At 37.5% G+C, this 17,130-nt stretch carries 18 protein-coding genes; 11 read left to right on the top strand and 7 right to left on the bottom strand.

The genetic code is table 11. The features are described from left to right. The first annotated feature begins 420 nt into the window (after nt 1-420). A complete protein-coding gene (locus MM213_RS14055) occupies nt 421-807 on the top strand; it encodes a VOC family protein (protein ID WP_241413203.1) in 387 nt (128 codons plus the stop codon). 294 nt (nt 808-1,101) lie between these two features. On the opposite strand, the gene MM213_RS14050 is transcribed toward MM213_RS14055, so the two are convergent. Continuing rightward, nucleotides 1,102-2,238: a hypothetical protein gene (locus MM213_RS14050; protein WP_241413202.1), complete on the bottom strand. Its 1,137-nt coding sequence runs from the start codon at nt 2,236-2,238 to the stop codon at nt 1,102-1,104. A 137-nt stretch (nt 2,239-2,375) separates the two neighbouring features. Here MM213_RS14050 and MM213_RS14045 point away from each other — a divergent pair, with 137 nt between their 5' ends. The 4 genes from MM213_RS14045 to MM213_RS14030 all read left to right on the top strand — a co-directional run bounded on the left by MM213_RS14045 (nt 2,376) and on the right by MM213_RS14030 (nt 5,874). Then, entirely contained in the window at nt 2,376-3,131 is a 756-nt protein-coding gene (locus tag MM213_RS14045) for a (Fe-S)-binding protein (RefSeq protein WP_241413200.1), read from the top strand. Next, nucleotides 3,128-4,492: a lactate utilization protein B gene (locus MM213_RS14040; protein ID WP_241413198.1), complete on the top strand. Its 1,365-nt coding sequence runs from the start codon at nt 3,128-3,130 to the stop codon at nt 4,490-4,492. Before MM213_RS14045 ends, MM213_RS14040 begins: the two co-directional genes overlap by 4 nt. Then, a complete protein-coding gene (locus MM213_RS14035) occupies nt 4,485-5,045 on the top strand; it encodes a LutC/YkgG family protein (RefSeq protein ID WP_241413197.1) in 561 nt (186 codons plus the stop codon). Before MM213_RS14040 ends, MM213_RS14035 begins: the two co-directional genes overlap by 8 nt. A 325-nt stretch (nt 5,046-5,370) precedes the next feature. Next, the gene (locus MM213_RS14030; RefSeq protein ID WP_241413192.1) at nt 5,371-5,874 is read left to right on the top strand and encodes a hypothetical protein; all 504 of its coding nucleotides are present in this window, start codon (nt 5,371-5,373) and stop codon (nt 5,872-5,874) included. A gap of 84 nt (nt 5,875-5,958) precedes the next feature. Here MM213_RS14030 and glmS read toward each other — a convergent pair whose 3' ends face one another. The 3 genes from glmS to MM213_RS14015 form a co-directional block, all read right to left on the bottom strand. Next, nucleotides 5,959-7,800, bottom strand: coding sequence for a glutamine--fructose-6-phosphate transaminase (isomerizing) (gene glmS, locus MM213_RS14025; RefSeq protein WP_241413190.1), 1,842 nt, complete (start codon nt 7,798-7,800; stop codon nt 5,959-5,961). A 316-nt stretch (nt 7,801-8,116) separates the two neighbouring features. Then, the gene (locus tag MM213_RS14020; RefSeq protein ID WP_241413188.1) at nt 8,117-9,463 is read right to left on the bottom strand and encodes a DUF4270 family protein; all 1,347 of its coding nucleotides are present in this window, start codon (nt 9,461-9,463) and stop codon (nt 8,117-8,119) included. Next, the gene (locus MM213_RS14015) at nt 9,447-10,259 is read right to left on the bottom strand and encodes a glycogen/starch synthase (RefSeq protein ID WP_241274293.1); all 813 of its coding nucleotides are present in this window, start codon (nt 10,257-10,259) and stop codon (nt 9,447-9,449) included. Before MM213_RS14015 ends, MM213_RS14020 begins: the two co-directional genes overlap by 17 nt. 128 nt (nt 10,260-10,387) lie before the next feature. Here MM213_RS14015 and panC point away from each other — a divergent pair, with 128 nt between their 5' ends. The 6 genes from panC to MM213_RS13985 all read left to right on the top strand — a co-directional run bounded on the left by panC (nt 10,388) and on the right by MM213_RS13985 (nt 15,650). Beyond that, nucleotides 10,388-11,233: a pantoate--beta-alanine ligase gene (panC, locus tag MM213_RS14010; protein WP_241413185.1), complete on the top strand. Its 846-nt coding sequence runs from the start codon at nt 10,388-10,390 to the stop codon at nt 11,231-11,233. A 25-nt stretch (nt 11,234-11,258) separates the two neighbouring features. Then, entirely contained in the window at nt 11,259-11,606 is a 348-nt protein-coding gene (gene panD / locus MM213_RS14005) for an aspartate 1-decarboxylase (RefSeq protein ID WP_241413181.1), read from the top strand. 3 nt (nt 11,607-11,609) lie between these two features. Next, the gene (locus MM213_RS14000; RefSeq protein WP_241413178.1) at nt 11,610-12,611 is read left to right on the top strand and encodes a lysylphosphatidylglycerol synthase transmembrane domain-containing protein; all 1,002 of its coding nucleotides are present in this window, start codon (nt 11,610-11,612) and stop codon (nt 12,609-12,611) included. A gap of 32 nt (nt 12,612-12,643) precedes the next feature. Continuing rightward, nucleotides 12,644-13,333 (top strand): zinc metallopeptidase, encoded by a 690-nt coding sequence (locus MM213_RS13995; RefSeq protein WP_241413176.1) that lies wholly within the window; start codon nt 12,644-12,646, stop codon nt 13,331-13,333. Nucleotides 13,334-13,439: 106 nt separating this feature from the next. Further along, on the top strand, nt 13,440-14,579 hold the full coding sequence (locus MM213_RS13990; protein WP_241413175.1) for an acyl-CoA dehydrogenase: 1,140 nt from the start codon (nt 13,440-13,442) through the stop codon (nt 14,577-14,579). A 141-nt stretch (nt 14,580-14,720) separates the two neighbouring features. Next, nucleotides 14,721-15,650 (top strand): helix-turn-helix domain-containing protein, encoded by a 930-nt coding sequence (locus MM213_RS13985; RefSeq protein WP_241413171.1) that lies wholly within the window; start codon nt 14,721-14,723, stop codon nt 15,648-15,650. On the opposite strand, the gene MM213_RS13980 is transcribed toward MM213_RS13985, so the two are convergent. Genes MM213_RS13980 through MM213_RS13970 form a run of 3 tightly spaced genes read right to left on the bottom strand, consistent with a single transcriptional unit; the run spans nt 15,633 to nt 17,115 of the window. Beyond that, the gene (locus MM213_RS13980; RefSeq protein ID WP_241413169.1) at nt 15,633-16,400 is read right to left on the bottom strand and encodes a phosphoglycerol geranylgeranyltransferase; all 768 of its coding nucleotides are present in this window, start codon (nt 16,398-16,400) and stop codon (nt 15,633-15,635) included. The two genes, MM213_RS13985 and MM213_RS13980, sit on opposite strands and share 18 nt — an antisense overlap. Then, entirely contained in the window at nt 16,387-16,773 is a 387-nt protein-coding gene (locus MM213_RS13975) for a hypothetical protein (RefSeq protein ID WP_241413166.1), read from the bottom strand. Before MM213_RS13975 ends, MM213_RS13980 begins: the two co-directional genes overlap by 14 nt. Continuing rightward, nucleotides 16,774-17,115 carry a phage holin family protein gene (locus MM213_RS13970; RefSeq protein WP_241413164.1) on the bottom strand — a complete coding sequence of 114 codons (342 nt, stop codon included), beginning with the start codon at nt 17,113-17,115 and terminating at the stop codon, nt 16,774-16,776. Nucleotides 17,116-17,130 lie beyond the last annotated feature (15 nt).

Raw genomic sequence — 17,130 nt, 5'->3', positions numbered from 1 at the left:
CCAGCCATAGGATTATAATTAGCGGTTATCTAAAGTGTCCGCTAAAAAAACCAAAACCATTAATCAGAGGGGTCAATATGCTCCGGAATTTTGACCAAAGGGGGTCAACATGATCCGGAATCTTTATCAAATTCTTGCTTTAGGGGGTCAATATCCGCCGGAATGTCAGTCGAATCTGGCCAATCAGGCCACTTTCTCTAAACAAAAACATTCCGATTCTGAGGGGTCAACATCCTCCGGAATATCCACCAACTCCAATCTGAATCCCGTTAGCATCAATTATAAAACCCATAGCATTAATTTTCAGTATATTTCTGGCAGTGTCATTTAAAACTAATCAAGAGCCAATTTGACAATCAAAATTCCTGCTTGACAATGTAAAATTGTAGTCATAACAACAAAAAAATAAACATAGAAAAGATGAAACGATATAAGCCTAAAAATTACAATTCGCTTTCTCCTTATCTAATTGTTGACAATGCTCAAAAATTAGTGGATTTATTGATTATCATTTTTGAAGCTAAGGTTTTAAGGAGGTTTGACCACGAAAACGGCAAAATTGCTCATATCGAATTACAATTAGATGATTCTGTGATAATGATAAGTGACAGTACTGAAAGTTATGAAGCTAATAAGACAATGCTTCACATTTACGTGACAGATGTTTTTGAGACATTTCACAAAGCTATGGAGAACGGCTGTGTGTTGATTGAAAAACCAATTAGCAAAAGTGGGGACCCAGATACGAGGGGTTCTTTCTATGATTTTGCAGGAAATTACTGGGCGATAAGCACTCAAACTAATTGACAATAATTAATAAAGTAATATACTTTGTTAATCATCAACTGTAAAGATGAAGGAATTTTAAGACCAATTGAATCAGTAAGGTAAATGAAAATTAAGGCTCTAACGGATTTTTTTGATCAACACCAAACCAACTAGCATACAACTGAATTGGATAATGTCAGATTTTACAATTGGCGAACACAAAATTCTAAAACTAATATCCTTAGAGATAAACAGAAATTAGTACAAGAAATATTAGAATTCTAAACAAGGTGTCCAAGTTCTGAAATCAGGAATAAACACTTGACTTTTCCTTTACTTCAACTCAAAAACCAAATAATCTGAATACTCTTGTTCAATATTAGGATTGTCTTTTTTTCTGATCAAAATTCTATTATCGGGAAGTTTTACAACTTCTGAATGGGGTTCGCCACTAGAAGGAAACATGATTTCATGGCTTCCTGAACCATCTTTTTCTATAATTAGAAACCTGAAAAGCGCTGGATCCTGATAAAAAAGATAATCAGTATCAGCATCCTTTTTCAGTTGTATATCCCCTTCCGATAAGCCTGAATAGTATAAAAGTGCCAGTTTATCTGATCCCAAACTAAAAAGAGCAATATTTCTGGATTTGTTGGTAGGAATGAAATTTTGATGTTCATAAGGCAATGTCTGTTTCAATTCAAAATCTTTGGACAAATCATAGACTCCAATAGTTTTCGAGTTTTCAAAAGTCAAATACATAAGATTTGCTTCCCTATTCAATACATAGATTTGCTTGGGGCTGATTTTCTTTTCGCTAAGTTCAGAAGAAGAAAAATACTGTTTATCAAAAGGTAGTGCCCATTCTAGCGAATCTTTGGATGGATTGTAATATTCAATCATCATTTCTTCAGAAAGGTCATCTTTTGTTTCGAAAGTATTTACTTGAATTCCTGAAAAAAAGCTTGTGAGAAAATAAGGTGAAGAGCTGTCTTTGATTCGAAAATATGGAACGTTAAGTTTTGGTCCATTATAAGTGAATATTGTGTGATATGCAGGAATATGTAATCGTTCTTTCACTTTCCAATCATCAGAATACCATATAAACTCATTCGAGCTTTGAAGAAAATAACCATCATCTTCATGGTTAAATGAAGCTGCCAAAATACTTGTATTGTATTCATCAGGCCCTTCACCTTGTTTCATTACCGCATTCAATACCTTTCCTCTTTGGTCAAGTTGCACAAATTCTTCTGTAACCAAATCAAATGCTAAGTATTCTGACCTATTTGAATTAAAATCCAATATGCGGATTCTATTTTCCCTATCTACCCTGAAAGAATCCACTTGCATCAATTCGTAAGAAATAGTAGTACCTTCACTTCTCCCAGAATTGGAGCAGGAGCTGATGAAAAATATACCTAAAAGAAAGGCGAAAACATAAAGCTGCTTAGCAATCTGGCTTTTCATAACTAACAATTTATCATCAAATTAACAATTGCCAAGTTCAAATCCAACGGTTTATTTAATTAATGCTACCCGACACCACAGGATGTTAAAAAGTAGCATTTTATCGAAATTGAAATTAAATTATTGATTCAAAAAATATGTCAATTAACAAAAAAGTAGGTCTCTTTATTCCATGCTATGTGGATCAATTTTATCCAAATGTAGCTATTTCGACTTTGGAGCTTCTTCAGAAATTAGGTTGTGATGTCAGCTATCCCATGAACCAAACCTGCTGTGGTCAGCCCATGGCCAATGCTGGATATGAAAGGGATACGTTAGCCACGACCCAGCATTTTTTGGACACTTTCGAAAGCTTTGATTACATCGTCTGTCCCTCAGGAAGCTGTGTTCATCATGTCAGGGACCATGCTCCATGCATCGAAGGCAAAGAAACCTTTCAAAAAGATATTCAGCATAAAGTCTATGAATTGACCGAGTTCATCACCGATATCCTGAAAATCACCGATATCAAAGGAACATATCCACACAGGGTTGGTTTTCATTCCAGTTGCCATGGTCAGAGAGGCTTGAGACTGGCATCCTCCAGCGAACTGAATCAGCCAGTTTTCAATAAAGCCAAGCAACTCCTAGCCAATTTCGAAGGATTGGAATGGGTGGAGTTGAGCAGAAAAGATGAGTGTTGTGGTTTTGGGGGAACATTTGCAGTCACCGAAGAAGCCCTTTCGGTTCAAATGGGCAAAGACAGGCTTCAAGACCATATCAGCAAAGATGCCGAAATCATCATCGGAGGTGACATGTCCTGTATCATGCACCTGTCGGGTATAGCTTCCCGAAACAAACAAGCTATCCAATTCAAACACATTGCAGAAGTACTAAACGAGGCCATTATATGAACCATCCAGTTCAAGCAGCAAAATTTCTTGAAGACAAATCCAATGCAAAATGGCATGACGAGACCTTGTGGTTTGTTCGTGACAAAAGAGACCTTTCCAGCAAATCCATTCCAGAATGGGAAAAATTGAGGGAATTGGCATCTGGGATCAAGGACAATGTCCTCAGCAACCTCGATTCCTACCTTGTGGAGTTCGAGAAAAATGCGATCAAAAATGGCATAAAAATCCATTGGGCAAAAGATGCAGAGGAACACAATCAAATTGTCCTTTCGATCTTGAAAGAGAAAGACTGTAAGGCCATCGTCAAAAGTAAATCCATCTTGACAGAGGAATGTCACCTGAATCCATATTTGGAGGAAAATGGTGTGGAAGTCGTCGATACAGATTTGGGTGAACGGATAGTACAGTTCCTCAATCAGCCACCAAGCCACATTGTCCTTCCCGCAATCCACCTCAAAAAAGAACATATTTCGGAGATTTTTCATGAAAAACTCCAAACTGAAAAAGGGAATAACGATCCTTATTACCTTACACAAGCTGCAAGGAAACACCTTCGGGAAAAATTCCTCGCTGCAAAAATGGCCATCACAGGAGTTAATTTTGGTGTCGCCGAAACAGGGGAGTTTGTAGTCTGCACCAATGAAGGAAATGCAGATATGGGCGTTCATCTGGCTGACACACACATCGCTTGTATGGGGATTGAGAAACTGATCCCAAAGAGGGAGCACTTGGGTGTATTTCTCCGCTTGCTCGCTCGCTCCGCTACGGGGCAAAGTATCACCAATTACAATTCCCACTTTAGAAGTCCATCTGAAGGTAAGGAAATTCACATCATCCTTCTGGACAATGGCAGAACCAAGCAGTTGGGAAGAGAGAAATTCAGAAACTCCCTCAAATGTATCCGCTGTGGCGCATGTATGAATACTTGTCCTATCTATCGTAGAAGTGGCGGATATTCTTACGGAAGCGTAGTGCCAGGACCTATTGGATCTATACTTTCGCCGGGAATTGACCTCAAAAAACATAGTACATTACCATTTGCCTCCACACTATGCGGGTCATGTTCTGATGTATGTCCAGTCAAAATCAACATCCACGAACAACTCTATGAATGGAGACAGGAAATCACCAAAGCACAATCCTCTATCAATGCCAAAAGCATCGCAATGAAGATCGCAAATGGTATCTTCTCTACTCCTTTTGCCTACAAAATCAGCGGACAGATCATGCGAGGAAGCCTCAAAATACTTCCGGAAAGCGTGACTTACAGCAATCTAAATACTTGGGGCAAGGAAAGAGATCTTCCTGAATTGCCAAAGCAATCTTTCAAAGACTGGTACAAAAACAAAGGAAATGAATAGTAGAGAGCAAATATTAAGTGATATCAGAATACTGAAAATCGACAACTCAGAACTCCCTACGATACCTCAGTTTGAATATGAGGCAGACATCATCGAAAGCTTCAAAACATCGATCAAGACCAATAAAGGGGAGATTATTTCAGAAGAAGCACTGATGGATTTGCTGGAATCTGGGGAATTTGTCAATGTCTATTCAGCATCCGAGCCCTATTCCAAATACAGCAACTGCAGTTTGCCAGAAGATCCACATGAACTGAAAAACTTAGATTTGGCTATCATAGAGGGGTATTTTGGTGTTGGGGAAAATGGCGCAATTTGGCTTGATGACAGCAAGCTTGGGCATAGGGTTTTGCCTTTTATCACTGAGCATTTGGTGATTGTGGTCGATAAAAAAACCATCGTTCCCAATATGCATGAAGCTTACGAGCGCATCGGGCAAGCCCATTCAGGCTTTGGCGTCTTCATCGCCGGCCCATCAAAAACTGCCGATATAGAACAATCCCTGGTCATTGGTGCCCACGGAGCAAAAAGTCTACGCGTATTGCTGATTTAAGCTAGGAAATCTCATGCAGGTGAGAAAAAATGCAGGGTTTTGCATAGTCTTAATGGAGGAAAAAAAGCTAGATCTGAAAAAATGTCTAGGAAGAATATATTTGTTAAGAACATGTATAAAGGCATAGCGACCTTTGCTCCTCTTTTGACTTGACGAGAATTAGGAAATTTATTAGAATGAAGCTATACTAAACATAGAATTAGATCCCCAAAAATGGGCAAAAAGGAAATAATACTAATCTATTAGATTCAAAACCTCATTATTCCTATGAATTATTATTATAATCTATAGGAAACACGTAATTTGCGGAATATTTGATTGTGCAATGATTCAAAAACTCTTTCCCCTAGACAAAAACTACATCCTTCGACAGGCACAAACTGCCATGGAAGAAAGTATGTTGAATTTAATGGTCTTAGAACTAAAAAAATCATACACTGCGCTTTTCAATCCATTGATGCTAATGGACAACACATTCAAGCAAATAATCGATACTTATGATTTTCCGAAAGATCGGTTAAAAATTATCTATTATCAGCTTTGCGGGATCTATCGCTACAAATTTGGATCTAATCAACTAGAATTGCTTTTTGATGGAAGGACACACTTCGAAAAATTTCAGGAAGACTGGACAGATCAGCTCACAGAATGGATAAGAGACCTAGGTCAGCACGAGCAATACGTAAAAACTATGCTTAGAATGACCGTATTGTTTGACACAGATTCTAGAGCAGAATGGTCCGAGAACCAATGTAAAGCTTTTGTTAATCAATATTTTGACTTAAAAATTGTCAAGAGAAAAGGTGAGTTAAGGTTAAAAATAGCGTAAACCAAAATTATTCTATTAGATTAAATAGTTTTATAGTTAGAAATAAAAACAAGAGAGGCTCCAAATTTGGAGCCTCTCTTGTTTTTATTCTACAGTCACTGACTTGGCAAGGTTTCGTGGTTGATCCACATTGCATCCCCTCATCACAGCAATGTGATAAGATAACTGCTGCAATGGAATCACAGAAAGCAATGGAACAAATGCCTCTGCTGTGTCTGGAACCTCCAAAACGTGATCTGCCATACCTCTCACTACAGTATCACCTTCGGTGACTACAGCGATAATTTTTCCTTTTCTAGCTTTGACTTCTTGAATATTGGAAACAACCTTTTCGTAAGAAGTATCTTTTGTGGCTATAAATACGACTGGCATTTCTTCATCAATCAAGGCAATAGGGCCATGCTTCATTTCTGCCGCAGGATATCCCTCTGCATGGATATATGAAATCTCCTTAAGCTTTAATGCACCTTCAAGGGCAACAGGGAAGTTATAACCTCTACCCAAATAAAGGAAGTTTCTAGAATCTTTATAAATCTCAGCTATCTTTTCGACGTTGCTGTTCATTTTCAAAGCTTTTTCAACTTTCACCGGTATGCCTTCAAGTTCATTCAATAACTGTACATACTTGCTTTCAGTCAAAGTACCTCTTTGATATCCAAGCATCAAAGCCATCATCGTCAATACAGAAATTTGAGCTGTAAATGCCTTTGTAGATGCCACACCGATCTCGGGCCCAGCATGAGTATAGCAGCCAGCATGTGTCGCTCTTGCGATAGACGACCCCACTACATTACAAACGCCAAAAATCGTGGCTCCTTTGGACTTTGCCAATTCTATTGCTGCAAGTGTATCTGCAGTCTCTCCAGATTGGGATATCGCAATGACAAAATCTTTCTCACTGATTACTGGATTTCTATACCTAAACTCAGAAGCATATTCTACTTCTACAGGAATTCTCGCAAATTCCTCAAAAAGGTACTCTGCTACCAAGCCAGCGTGCCATGATGTACCACAAGCCGTAATGATGATTCTATCAGCATTTTGAAACTTGTTCATGTAGTCACGAAGACCTCCCAATACTAGTCTACCATTTTTTGCATCCAATCTACCTCGCATACAGTCTGCTATGGATCTTGGTTGCTCATTGATTTCTTTCAACATAAAATGGTCATATCCGCCTTTTTCGATGGCTTCAAGTTCCATTTCCAACTTATTGATATATGGATTGGTCTCCACATTTTCAATAGTCTTGATTTGAAGGTTATTATTTCGGATTACTGCAATTTCATAATCGTCCAAATAGATTACCTGATTGGTATATTCTATAATAGGCGTCGCATCGGATGCCAAGAAATATTCACCCTCACCAACTCCAATAACCAATGGGGAACCCTTTCTCGCCGCGATAAGCGTATCAGGTTCTGCAATATTCATGATCACGATGGCATAAGCTCCCACTACTTTGTGCAGTGCAAGTCTAACCGCCTCTTCAAGACTACATTCATTGTTTTTATGAATGTCCTCTATGAACTTCATAAATACTTCAGAATCTGTATCACTATGAAAATGATACCCCTTATTGATCAAATCTGTTTTAAGGACGTCGTAATTTTCGATAATCCCATTATGGATCATCGCAAATTTTTCATTTGATGAATAATGTGGGTGCGCATTTACATCATTTGGCTCTCCATGAGTTGCCCAACGAGTATGCCCAATTCCGATTTTTGAGATTAAGTTTCCTTGGCTGGTAAGGTGGTTTTCCAATTCGGAAACTTTCCCTTTCTTTTTGTAGACATTGAGTCCTTTTTCATCTATCAAAGCTACTCCGGCACTGTCATAGCCTCGATATTCCAACCTTTTGAGACCTTTAATTATTATTGGCAGAGCCTCTTGCTGCCCGACATAAGCTACTATTCCACACATATGTAAAAATTTTTAAAGCCTAAAGGTAATTATTTTCAGGTGAAGAAAACAAAACCCAGTCTTAATTTCTGCTATCCTCTAGATTGAAAGCAAAACCTAAGATTGGGTTTTCATAAGGTAATAAATTTAAATTGGGTATTTTAATGTTACCAATAAGGCTTCAATGGCATAATTTGAAGTGGTTAGTAGGCAACATCTACGCCGGCTTGATATAGATAGGCTAGACTGAGTCTGCAAAGACTACATTCATATATGACCTAATTTGTGCATTGTGAAAGCAAAAATTCAGGTAATAATATGTTCAAACTGAAATTTTCTAAAACGCCCTAATCTTAGAATAATATATTTTTAGTTTAATACTATTTTGGTCTAAATCAAATCCTCTCAACGTTTTTATGAAATTATCAACAGAATTTTGTTCGGCAGGACTTGACGGTGAAATCAAAAAGTCATTACGTTGGAGCCCCTGTCTATACACCGCATTCATATACGAGGTAAGTCTTTGTCTATAAATATTGGATGTGTTAACGTATACAAATGTTCCTGGACTTGCTACAGAAGGTATAATATTACCATTTACATCCGTTGCTATTTGCGGTTGATTATCTGCCTGTACACTGATAAGTTGGCCGGATGTAGCTCTTAGAAAACCGTTTGAATCATCGGTGAAATACAAAAATAAGTTTGATGGAGGCCTATTGGTAGCGGACTCACTACCCAAGGGACCCATTTCCAAAATTATGTCATTAAATGTCACATTTGCAAGCGTATCTAGAAAATCACTAATTGGGCTAGTATCTAGCTTCATGACCAACCCTACACCAGACTTAATACCTACACGACTTCCTATATCATATGACCTTCCGGGCTCAGTAATTACAGCAGTTGGTGTACCTGATCTATCACTATTAATATGATTGAAATGTCTTGATTGAGCAGTAGTGATAGCATACCTCCTAGAGACTGTATCTCCTTCATTTTTAAAATAAACTATAATACCTGTAGCGTTTCCAACCCTGATGGCAGTCGAGGTATTTTCTTCAATATTGCCTTGAAGGGCAATGCCAGGAATCAAGTTTCTAAATGAAAATACATCTCTGAAAGCATCTCCCTTTTTCAACTCTTCGAAAATAAAATCTGAAAATCCCGACTCCATTTCGACTGAGACTGCTGTGTCTTGCCTTGCTGAGAAGTTGAAGGATCCTTGTGCTATGGGATTCGGGTCAAAATCTAGTCTATCAAAATTATAATAGGTCGTATCCAAAATACTTTCAGTCAGTAAATGTACTGAAAGTGATTTAGATCCACTCAAATCATCTCCTATTACAGACTCAATCCGAAAATGGAATTTAACGGAATCCAAAACAGCATTCTCTGAAGGTCTAGTCGCGCTAGGTCCTATTGCGAGTCTACTAAATCCGATAGCCTCAGTTTTACCAAAAAAACTGTCAGTCAAACCACCAACTACTAAAGATTCAGAATTTGTGGTATTGAGCGAGTCAAGCAAAACCATAGAAGCAGAAAGGGGTATTTCTGTGTAGAAAACCCCTATCTGATTATTGTTGGGATCCAAATCTAACCCTAGGGTAGATGGATCGCTGCAAGAACTCGCAATGGATAATGTGATCAATAGACCTCCAACCAGCTTAGCTGGCGAGGTCATTATAGATGTTGTAATAACTTTCAAAAAGTTGTTCTTCTTCGTCGCTGTTAATCTCACACTTCTTGTCTTTAGAGCACTCCTCAATTAATTGTGTTAATTTATCTGAGATGTCTTCGTTCTTAATGACTACGTCGGCATATTCCATTCCTATTTTTAGGAAACCTTCATAGTCTTTAGATTTCAAAGGAGCTAAAATGGCATCATCAATATCTACCATTTTCACTTTCTCAAACAAATCGTCGCCAAATTTATGGCTAAATCCTGTATTATAAATAGCAAATACGGATTTTGTATCCTTAAATAATGGTTCATTTTTGTAGGTGGTCTTCAAATACATTGGTATCAAGCTGGTCATCCAGTCGTTACAATGCACCACATCAGGAGCCCAACCTAGTTTTTTTACTGTTTCAATTACGCCTTTACAAAAGAAAATGGCTCTTTCGTCATTGTCTTCATAGAACTTTTCCTGCTTATCGTGGAAAACGCTCTTCCTTTGGAAATAGTCTTCATTGTCTATGAAATAAACTTGAAGCTTTGCGTTCGGGATAGACGCGACTTTTATAATCAATGGTTTTTCTTCCTCACCAACTGCAATGTTGATTCCAGAAAGTCTCACTACCTCGTGTAACCTGTTCTTTCTTTCGTTTATTAGACCAAATCTAGGAACAAGAATTCGTATTTCCATACCTTTCTCTTGCATTGCTTGAGGCAAAGCTCTAACAAAGTTGGCAACTTCGGAAGTTTGAAGGAATGGATTGATTTCGCTGGCTACGTAGAGAATACGAAGTTTAGACATATCTTGTTTTTTTTGTTGAGGGATAATACGGGACTACAAACTTACAAAAAAAATCCTTCAATTCCATTGTTTTTATCTAGAATAACATAGCTTTGCGGCTATTTTACATTTTCCAAAATTCTCACATTGTGACAATCCTCAGAACAAAACAAGCTGTAAAATCAGCTTTACAGATTCTTAGAAACAGTCAAAAAACCATAGGTTTTGTACCTACTATGGGTGCATTACATGAAGGGCATTTGTCTTTGGTTGAAAACGCAAAATTATCTTCTGATAGCGTCATTGTATCTATTTTCGTAAATCCGACTCAATTCAACAACAAAGAAGACTACGAAAAATATCCTATTTCCATAGATCAAGACCTTAAAATACTTGAGGAAAAAGGAGTTGATTTTATTTTTTTACCGAGTGTTGAGGAAATGTACACCAGTGAAGCACTCTTAAAAATGGACTTTGGCGACTTAGACAAAACGCTCGAAGGAAGCTTCCGACCGGGTCATTTTAGTGGCGTAGGGGTGGTCGTATCTAAATTGTTAAACATTGTTAAACCTGATAAATCTTACTTTGGACAGAAGGATTTGCAGCAAGTTGCGATCATAAAACGCCTAGTTAATGATCTTTCCTTCGACGTGGAAATCGTAGTAGTTCCTACCATTAGAGAGTCAGACGGCTTAGCAATGTCTTCCAGAAATGTCAGACTCAATCCCGAAGAAAGATTGACCTCCACGATTCTCTACAAATGCTTGCTTTTTGCCAAAAATGAACTTTTACAAGGTGGAGACTGGTTTGAAATCAAAGAAAAGGTTACCAAAAGGTTTTATGATGAACCAAAAGCGAGATTGGAATATTTCGAGTTGGTGAATACGGATACTTTAGAAAAGCTAAGCAGTATCAAAGATCAAAAAAACACCTCAATCTGTACTGCTGCTTATATAGGTGAAGTACGATTGATCGATAACCTTAGTATAGTTTAATTACCTTCGCAAAAAATTTGAATTCATGCATATTCAAGTATTAAAATCCAAAATACACAGAGTAAAGATTACTCAAGCAGAGCTACATTATGTAGGAAGCATTACTGTCGATGAAGATCTAATGGATGCTGCCAATATCATCGAAAATGAAAAAGTACAAATCGTCAACGTAAATAATGGCGAGAGAATAGAAACCTATGTCATCAAAGGCGAAAGAGGTTCCGGCATGGTTTGTCTCAATGGACCTGCTGCCCGCAAAGCGCAAGTCGGTGATATTGTAATTATCATTTCTTATGCTTCTATGGACTTTGAAGAAGCCAAATCACATAAGCCTGTTTTGATTTTCCCAGACGATCACAATAAAGTAATATAAGTATTGAAACTTTCTATCAAACAGTGGATCCAGGTAATTCTCTCTTTAGGGGTGGCTATCTGGATCTTTTGGTTTTTATATAAAGACATCAGTTTTTCTGATATGTCTAAAGTCGTTGAAGAATCTTCTATTCTTTGGTTAGGTGTTTCCTTATTGGTTTCGGTTTTTGGTTTTTGGCTTCGTGCTTGGAGATGGACCTTGTTGATTGATGCGGGGGAAGATCAGAATACTCCGAGTTTCAGGGCCTTTTGGGCTTTGATGATCGGCTACCTAGCAAACTTAGTCGTACCAAGAGCCGGTGAAGTGGCGAGATGTGGTGTTCTGAAAAAAACAGAAAACATCGAAATGGGCAAATTGATCGGAACAGTAATCATGGAAAGAACCATTGATTTTTTGTTCATGCTTTTTGCTATTTCCCTAGCGTTCTTTCTAGAACGAGATCTTTTCATTAGCCTTTTCTCCGAACTGGTATCCGTAGATGATATTGTAGCTAAAATTAACGGTGCACTACCGATTATCATCGGGGCCATTATATTGATTATCATTTTTATCGTCTTCCTTTTCAAAAAATATAAGGAAAACAGCTTTATCAAAAAAGTAAGGAATTTTACTGGGGATCTTGTCAAAGGAGTGGTAAGTCTTCGTAAAGTGAAAAACCAAGCAGGATTCTGGTCCTCTTCAGCCGTGATTTGGCTTTGCTATTATGCCACCATGTTTGCTGTGGCTTTGGCAATTCCATCTACTGCCAGTTTGACAGCCAACGCAGTTCTGATGGTGATGGTGATGGGAAGTATTGGCATGACTGCACCCGTTCAAGGGGGAATTGGAACCTTTCATGCATTAGTGGCCTTTATTTTGATACGTTATGGATTATCAGAGGAGGAAGGAAAAATCTTCGCCGCCATTATCCATGGAAGTCAGGTGGTGATTATGATTTTCTTAGGTTTGGTAGCCTTAGCAATTTTCTTTAGGATCACTGCAAAAGGAGAACCTAAAACTTCCTAAATTCGTAAAGACAACAGTTAAAAACCAAAGCTATGTTTCTAATATTAATCGTCGTTGTATTCGGAATCTTAGGATTTGTTGTAAGCAATAGACTTAAGAGCAAATTCAAAAAGTATTCAAAAATTCCACTTCAGGCAAATTTGTCTGGAAAGGAAATAGCAGAGCTGATGCTTGCTGACAATAAAATCTATGATGTGAAGGTAAATTGCGTGGAAGGTCAGCTTACTGACCACTACAATCCGGCAAACAAAACTGTAAATCTTAGCCCAGATGTGTACTACGGTAGAAATGCAGCTGCAACAGCTGTATCTGCACACGAATGTGGTCACGCAGTACAGCATGCCACAGCATATTCTTGGCTTCAACTGAGATCTGCATTAGTACCAGTTCAAAACGCAAGTGGTAAGATTCTAAACATTGTCCTGATTGCTTCTTTGTTAGGTGGTTACGCATTGGGACTTAATTATGATCTTATCGGATTCATTGTAGTTGGGGCATACAGTGTTATGACGTTGTTTACATTGGTAACATTACCAGTGGAGTTTGATGCAAGCAGCAGAGCACTTGCCTGGGTCAATCAAAGGAACATTGTCACCAAGTCAGAATATGGAATGTCTAAGGACGCATTGAAATGGGCAGCAATGACCTATGTAGTTGCAGCTTTGGCTTCATTGGCTACTTTGGCATACTACATCTTTATTTTCTTCGGAAATAGAGACTAAGAAACTGAAAACATCAATTTGAGTTTACATTTAAGGGGCAAGAAATTGCCCCTTTTATATTTTTGATCTATATTCCACCCTTGAAACAATTAACCCAAATATTGATATGAATTTTGAACATACAGAAGAGCAGCTAGCGGTACGAGATGCCGCTAGGGAATTTGCCAAATCAGAATTACTTGAAGGAGTTATAGAAAGAGATACTGAGGCTAGATTTCCCAGTGAGCAAATGAAAAAAATGGGGGAATTGGGATTCATGGGCATGATGGTGGATCCAAAATACAATGGAGGTGGCATGGACACTGTTTCTTATGTATTGGCAATGGAAGAAATTTCAAAAATAGACGCTTCTGCTTCAGTAGCGATGTCTGTGAACAATTCTCTTGTCTGCTGGGGATTGGAAAAGTATGGTAATGAACAACAAAAAGAAAAATATCTAAAACCACTTGCATCAGGTGAAGTATTAGGTGCATTTTGTCTTTCAGAACCTGAAGCTGGATCTGATGCCACTTCTCAAAAAACCTCTGCGGAATTGAACGGTGATCATTATATCCTAAATGGAACTAAGAATTGGATCACCAATGGCAGTACTGCCAGCATATACTTGGTGATTGCCCAAACCGATGCTGCCAAAGGTCACAAAGGAATCTCTGCATTCATCGTCGAAAAAGAATCAGAAGGTTTCGTCATTGGTAAAAAAGAAGATAAATTGGGAATTAGAGGTTCTGATACCCATTCTTTGATGTTTACCGATGTGAAAGTACCAGTAGAAAATAGAATAGGCGAAGAAGGCTTTGGGTTTACTTTTGCTATGGAAACATTGAATGGCGGCAGGATAGGCATAGCCGCTCAAGCTTTGGGAATTGCTTCAGGTGCTTATGAATTAGCCTTGGCATATTCCAAAGAACGAAAAGCTTTTGGAAAACCAATTAGTCAGCATCAAGCAATTCAATTCAAATTAGCTGATATGGCTACCAACATAGAAGCTGCAAGACTATTGGTACTCAAATCTGCATGGCTCAAAGACCAAGGCAAAGACTATGCACATGCCTCAGCGATGGCAAAACTCTATGCTTCACAAGTAGCAATGGATGTAACAATTGAAGCGGTGCAGGTTCATGGTGGCTACGGATTCGTAAAAGAATACCATGTGGAAAGATTGATGCGAGATGCAAAAATTACACAGATTTATGAAGGGACAAGCGAAATTCAAAAAATAGTTATATCCCGTAGTATTTTAAGATAAAACAAATAAATGAGGTAAAAGAGGGCTTAAAATTCAATTTTTAAGCCCTCTTTCTTTTTATTATGAAATTTTTATTAGATAAGTACACTATATTGCAGAAATTTATCCTAGTTTTACAGAAAAATCAAAACAACTTCTTTCATGGAATATTACAATAAAGTCATAGAATCCGTAGGAGTTCGCTTTTTAAAAGGCAATAACTATAAAATTGACAAGTCTGTAAGTGTGTCTGATTATAATGACACCGAAAATACAGTTATTTTACTTCACCAAGGTTCATTAAAGTTTTCTGATGAAGGTGAAGGTGTCAATGAAGGCGAAATTTTATTTATCCCTGCGGGTCGCAAAAGCAACGTTTCATTTGGTAATGTTACCAAAAAGTCAGATTTGACTAACGAGGCATTTTTAGATAATAAAAGAAAATACCTACAAACAATCAGTTTTAAAGATATCAAAAATACCGAAGAAGACTGTATAACAGTTGTTAACTTTGAGGCAAAGGTTTTTGATGTTGTTAACTTTTTCCATTCTCTAGGAATACCTCCTTTTGTAATTAGGTTCAATGACAAGATTGCTACAATCATTGAAGATATTGTCAAAGAATCAGAACAAAGTGTCCCTGGAAAAGAAAGGGTATCAAAATTACAAACAGAGTTGCTGGTAATTGAAATTGTCAGACATATCCTTAAGAACAGACTATTTGTAGAGGAATTATCTACGAACAGTACTTATTTCAAGGATCCAAGATTGATCGATATGTTTAACTATATCAAGAAAAATATTGGCGGAGATTTATCCAATAAAGTACTTGCAAAAGTTGCTAATGTATCGGAAGACTATGTTGGCCAATATTTCAAAATGTTGACAAGTATCAATCCACAAGATTATATTGAATATCAAAGAATGGAAGCGGCAGTTGAATTGCTAAGAACTTCCAAGAAAAGTATCAGAGATATTGGTAAGGAAGTAGGATATAAGGATACAGCATATTTCTGTAGAAGATTCAAGATGATGTATGGACTGCCAGCAGGCAAGATGCGCAGAAGAGAGTCGTTAATTAATGTTCAGTGATAAATTCAAAACATTAACATATTCCAAAACCTCAGTCAACAGGCTGAGGTTTTTTTCTGCCCCATTTCCAATGACTACCACATCAGCTCCAGCTTTGAAGGCTGCTTTCACACTTGACACTTCTTTCAATCCTCCACCTACTATTAATGGAGCACTTATTGATTTTTTCACTTCATTGATCATTTCTTGGGGAATGGGGGTTTTCGCACCACTTCCAGCGTCCAAATAAAAATACTGCAGTCCTAAGAATGATCCAGCTAAAGCAGTTGCGACCGCTATTTCAGGCTTGTGGTTTGGTATAGGAATTGTTTGGCTGATGTAATTTACACTCGTAGCAAGTCCCCCATCTATAAGTATATACCCTGTAGGCAATACCTCAAGGTTGGATTTAGCCAGTAATGGGGCAATTGTAACATGTTGTCCAATTAGAAGGTCTGGATTTCTTCCAGAAATCAGAGAAAGAAATAATATTCCATCCGCTGTATCTGAAAACTGAAGAACATTTCCTGGAAAAAGAATAAGTGGAATCTTCGAATCTACTTCCTTTATTGATTGAATGATTTTTTCCATTTCATTAGAATTCATCAAACTTCCACCAATAAAAATAAAATCTAGCCCGAGTCGAGAAACCTCTTTTATTTGATCCAAAAACAAAGTATCAGCTACAGTTTTGTCAGGATCTATAAGCCAAGCGACGGCTTTTTTTCTCTCCTGAGCTAGAGATTTTAGCTTGTGCTCAATTTTTTTCACTTGGTTCTCCAGTTTGATCTTCAGTGTTTTGATTTCCTCCCATCAACTTATCTCTTCCATAAGCAATGATCATAGGTAAAAGTACTGCTGCAATACGCGCTTTGAAACCAGAGCTTTTTTTCGTGTTTAGTCTCTCGATTGTATCTTCATCAAGAAGCCCTTCCTTTTCCAGAACTTCCATTATTCTTTTATTCTTACTATTTTTTTTTCCTTTTATAGCTTTTACTATACCGAAAGCTGTAAGTCCTCCAAGTAAAATTCCTGCACCAATTTTGACAAAGTCTTTAGAGTCGGTTTTGAGAAAATTCAACTGTGCCTGAAGTGTTTGTTCAAGTTCCTTTGCCTTATTCTTCAAATCTTCTTTACTATCCATCTATTTTTTGATTCTGAAAATGAAAGTCCTAAACAAGTGCTTAAAAGTATCCAATATACCTTTTGATTCCCTTACTAAGTAAAGGACAAAGAATAGCAATAAGTAAATTAAACTTACATATAAAAACCCTTTATACGGAGAATACAAAATCTCACCTAAATAAAATGCCAGTGAAATACTTGCAAAAAGTAAAATCATAAGGGAAGAAAGCCCCATGAGAACTAAAATAAATATTCTAGAAAAGATATCCGAAAACTGATCCTTTATCTCATTTTTGACGATATCAACTCTAACTTCAATAAGTTGCTTGATCGTTTGTACTATTTCTGAAACATTCAGCATAATAATTATTTTAAA

This window comes from Belliella alkalica (assembly GCF_022549785.1).
Lineage (GTDB): Bacteria > Bacteroidota > Bacteroidia > Cytophagales > Cyclobacteriaceae > Belliella > Belliella alkalica.
The sequence above is the reverse complement of the archived record's forward strand: the minus strand, read 5'-3'. Positions and strand labels throughout refer to the sequence as shown.

What these genes read in the sequence shown, in the direction of transcription:
- MM213_RS14020 (WP_241413188.1), bottom strand. Translation starts at nt 9,463, where the DNA reads ATGACCTCGCCAGCTAAGCTGGTTGGAGGTCTATTGATCACATTATCC.
- MM213_RS14015 (WP_241274293.1), bottom strand. Translation starts at nt 10,259, where the DNA reads ATGTCTAAACTTCGTATTCTCTACGTAGCCAGCGAAATCAATCCATTC.
- MM213_RS14045 (WP_241413200.1), top strand. Translation starts at nt 2,376, where the DNA reads ATGTCAATTAACAAAAAAGTAGGTCTCTTTATTCCATGCTATGTGGAT.
- MM213_RS13975 (WP_241413166.1), bottom strand. Translation starts at nt 16,773, where the DNA reads ATGGATAGTAAAGAAGATTTGAAGAATAAGGCAAAGGAACTTGAACAA.
- MM213_RS13970 (WP_241413164.1), bottom strand. Translation starts at nt 17,115, where the DNA reads ATGCTGAATGTTTCAGAAATAGTACAAACGATCAAGCAACTTATTGAA.
- panD (WP_241413181.1), top strand. Translation starts at nt 11,259, where the DNA reads ATGCATATTCAAGTATTAAAATCCAAAATACACAGAGTAAAGATTACT.
- MM213_RS14040 (WP_241413198.1), top strand. Translation starts at nt 3,128, where the DNA reads ATGAACCATCCAGTTCAAGCAGCAAAATTTCTTGAAGACAAATCCAAT.
- MM213_RS14030 (WP_241413192.1), top strand. Translation starts at nt 5,371, where the DNA reads ATGATTCAAAAACTCTTTCCCCTAGACAAAAACTACATCCTTCGACAG.
- glmS (WP_241413190.1), bottom strand. Translation starts at nt 7,800, where the DNA reads ATGTGTGGAATAGTAGCTTATGTCGGGCAGCAAGAGGCTCTGCCAATA.
- MM213_RS14035 (WP_241413197.1), top strand. Translation starts at nt 4,485, where the DNA reads ATGAATAGTAGAGAGCAAATATTAAGTGATATCAGAATACTGAAAATC.
- MM213_RS14050 (WP_241413202.1), bottom strand. Translation starts at nt 2,238, where the DNA reads ATGAAAAGCCAGATTGCTAAGCAGCTTTATGTTTTCGCCTTTCTTTTA.
- MM213_RS14055 (WP_241413203.1), top strand. Translation starts at nt 421, where the DNA reads ATGAAACGATATAAGCCTAAAAATTACAATTCGCTTTCTCCTTATCTA.
- MM213_RS13995 (WP_241413176.1), top strand. Translation starts at nt 12,644, where the DNA reads ATGTTTCTAATATTAATCGTCGTTGTATTCGGAATCTTAGGATTTGTT.
- MM213_RS13990 (WP_241413175.1), top strand. Translation starts at nt 13,440, where the DNA reads ATGAATTTTGAACATACAGAAGAGCAGCTAGCGGTACGAGATGCCGCT.
- MM213_RS13985 (WP_241413171.1), top strand. Translation starts at nt 14,721, where the DNA reads ATGGAATATTACAATAAAGTCATAGAATCCGTAGGAGTTCGCTTTTTA.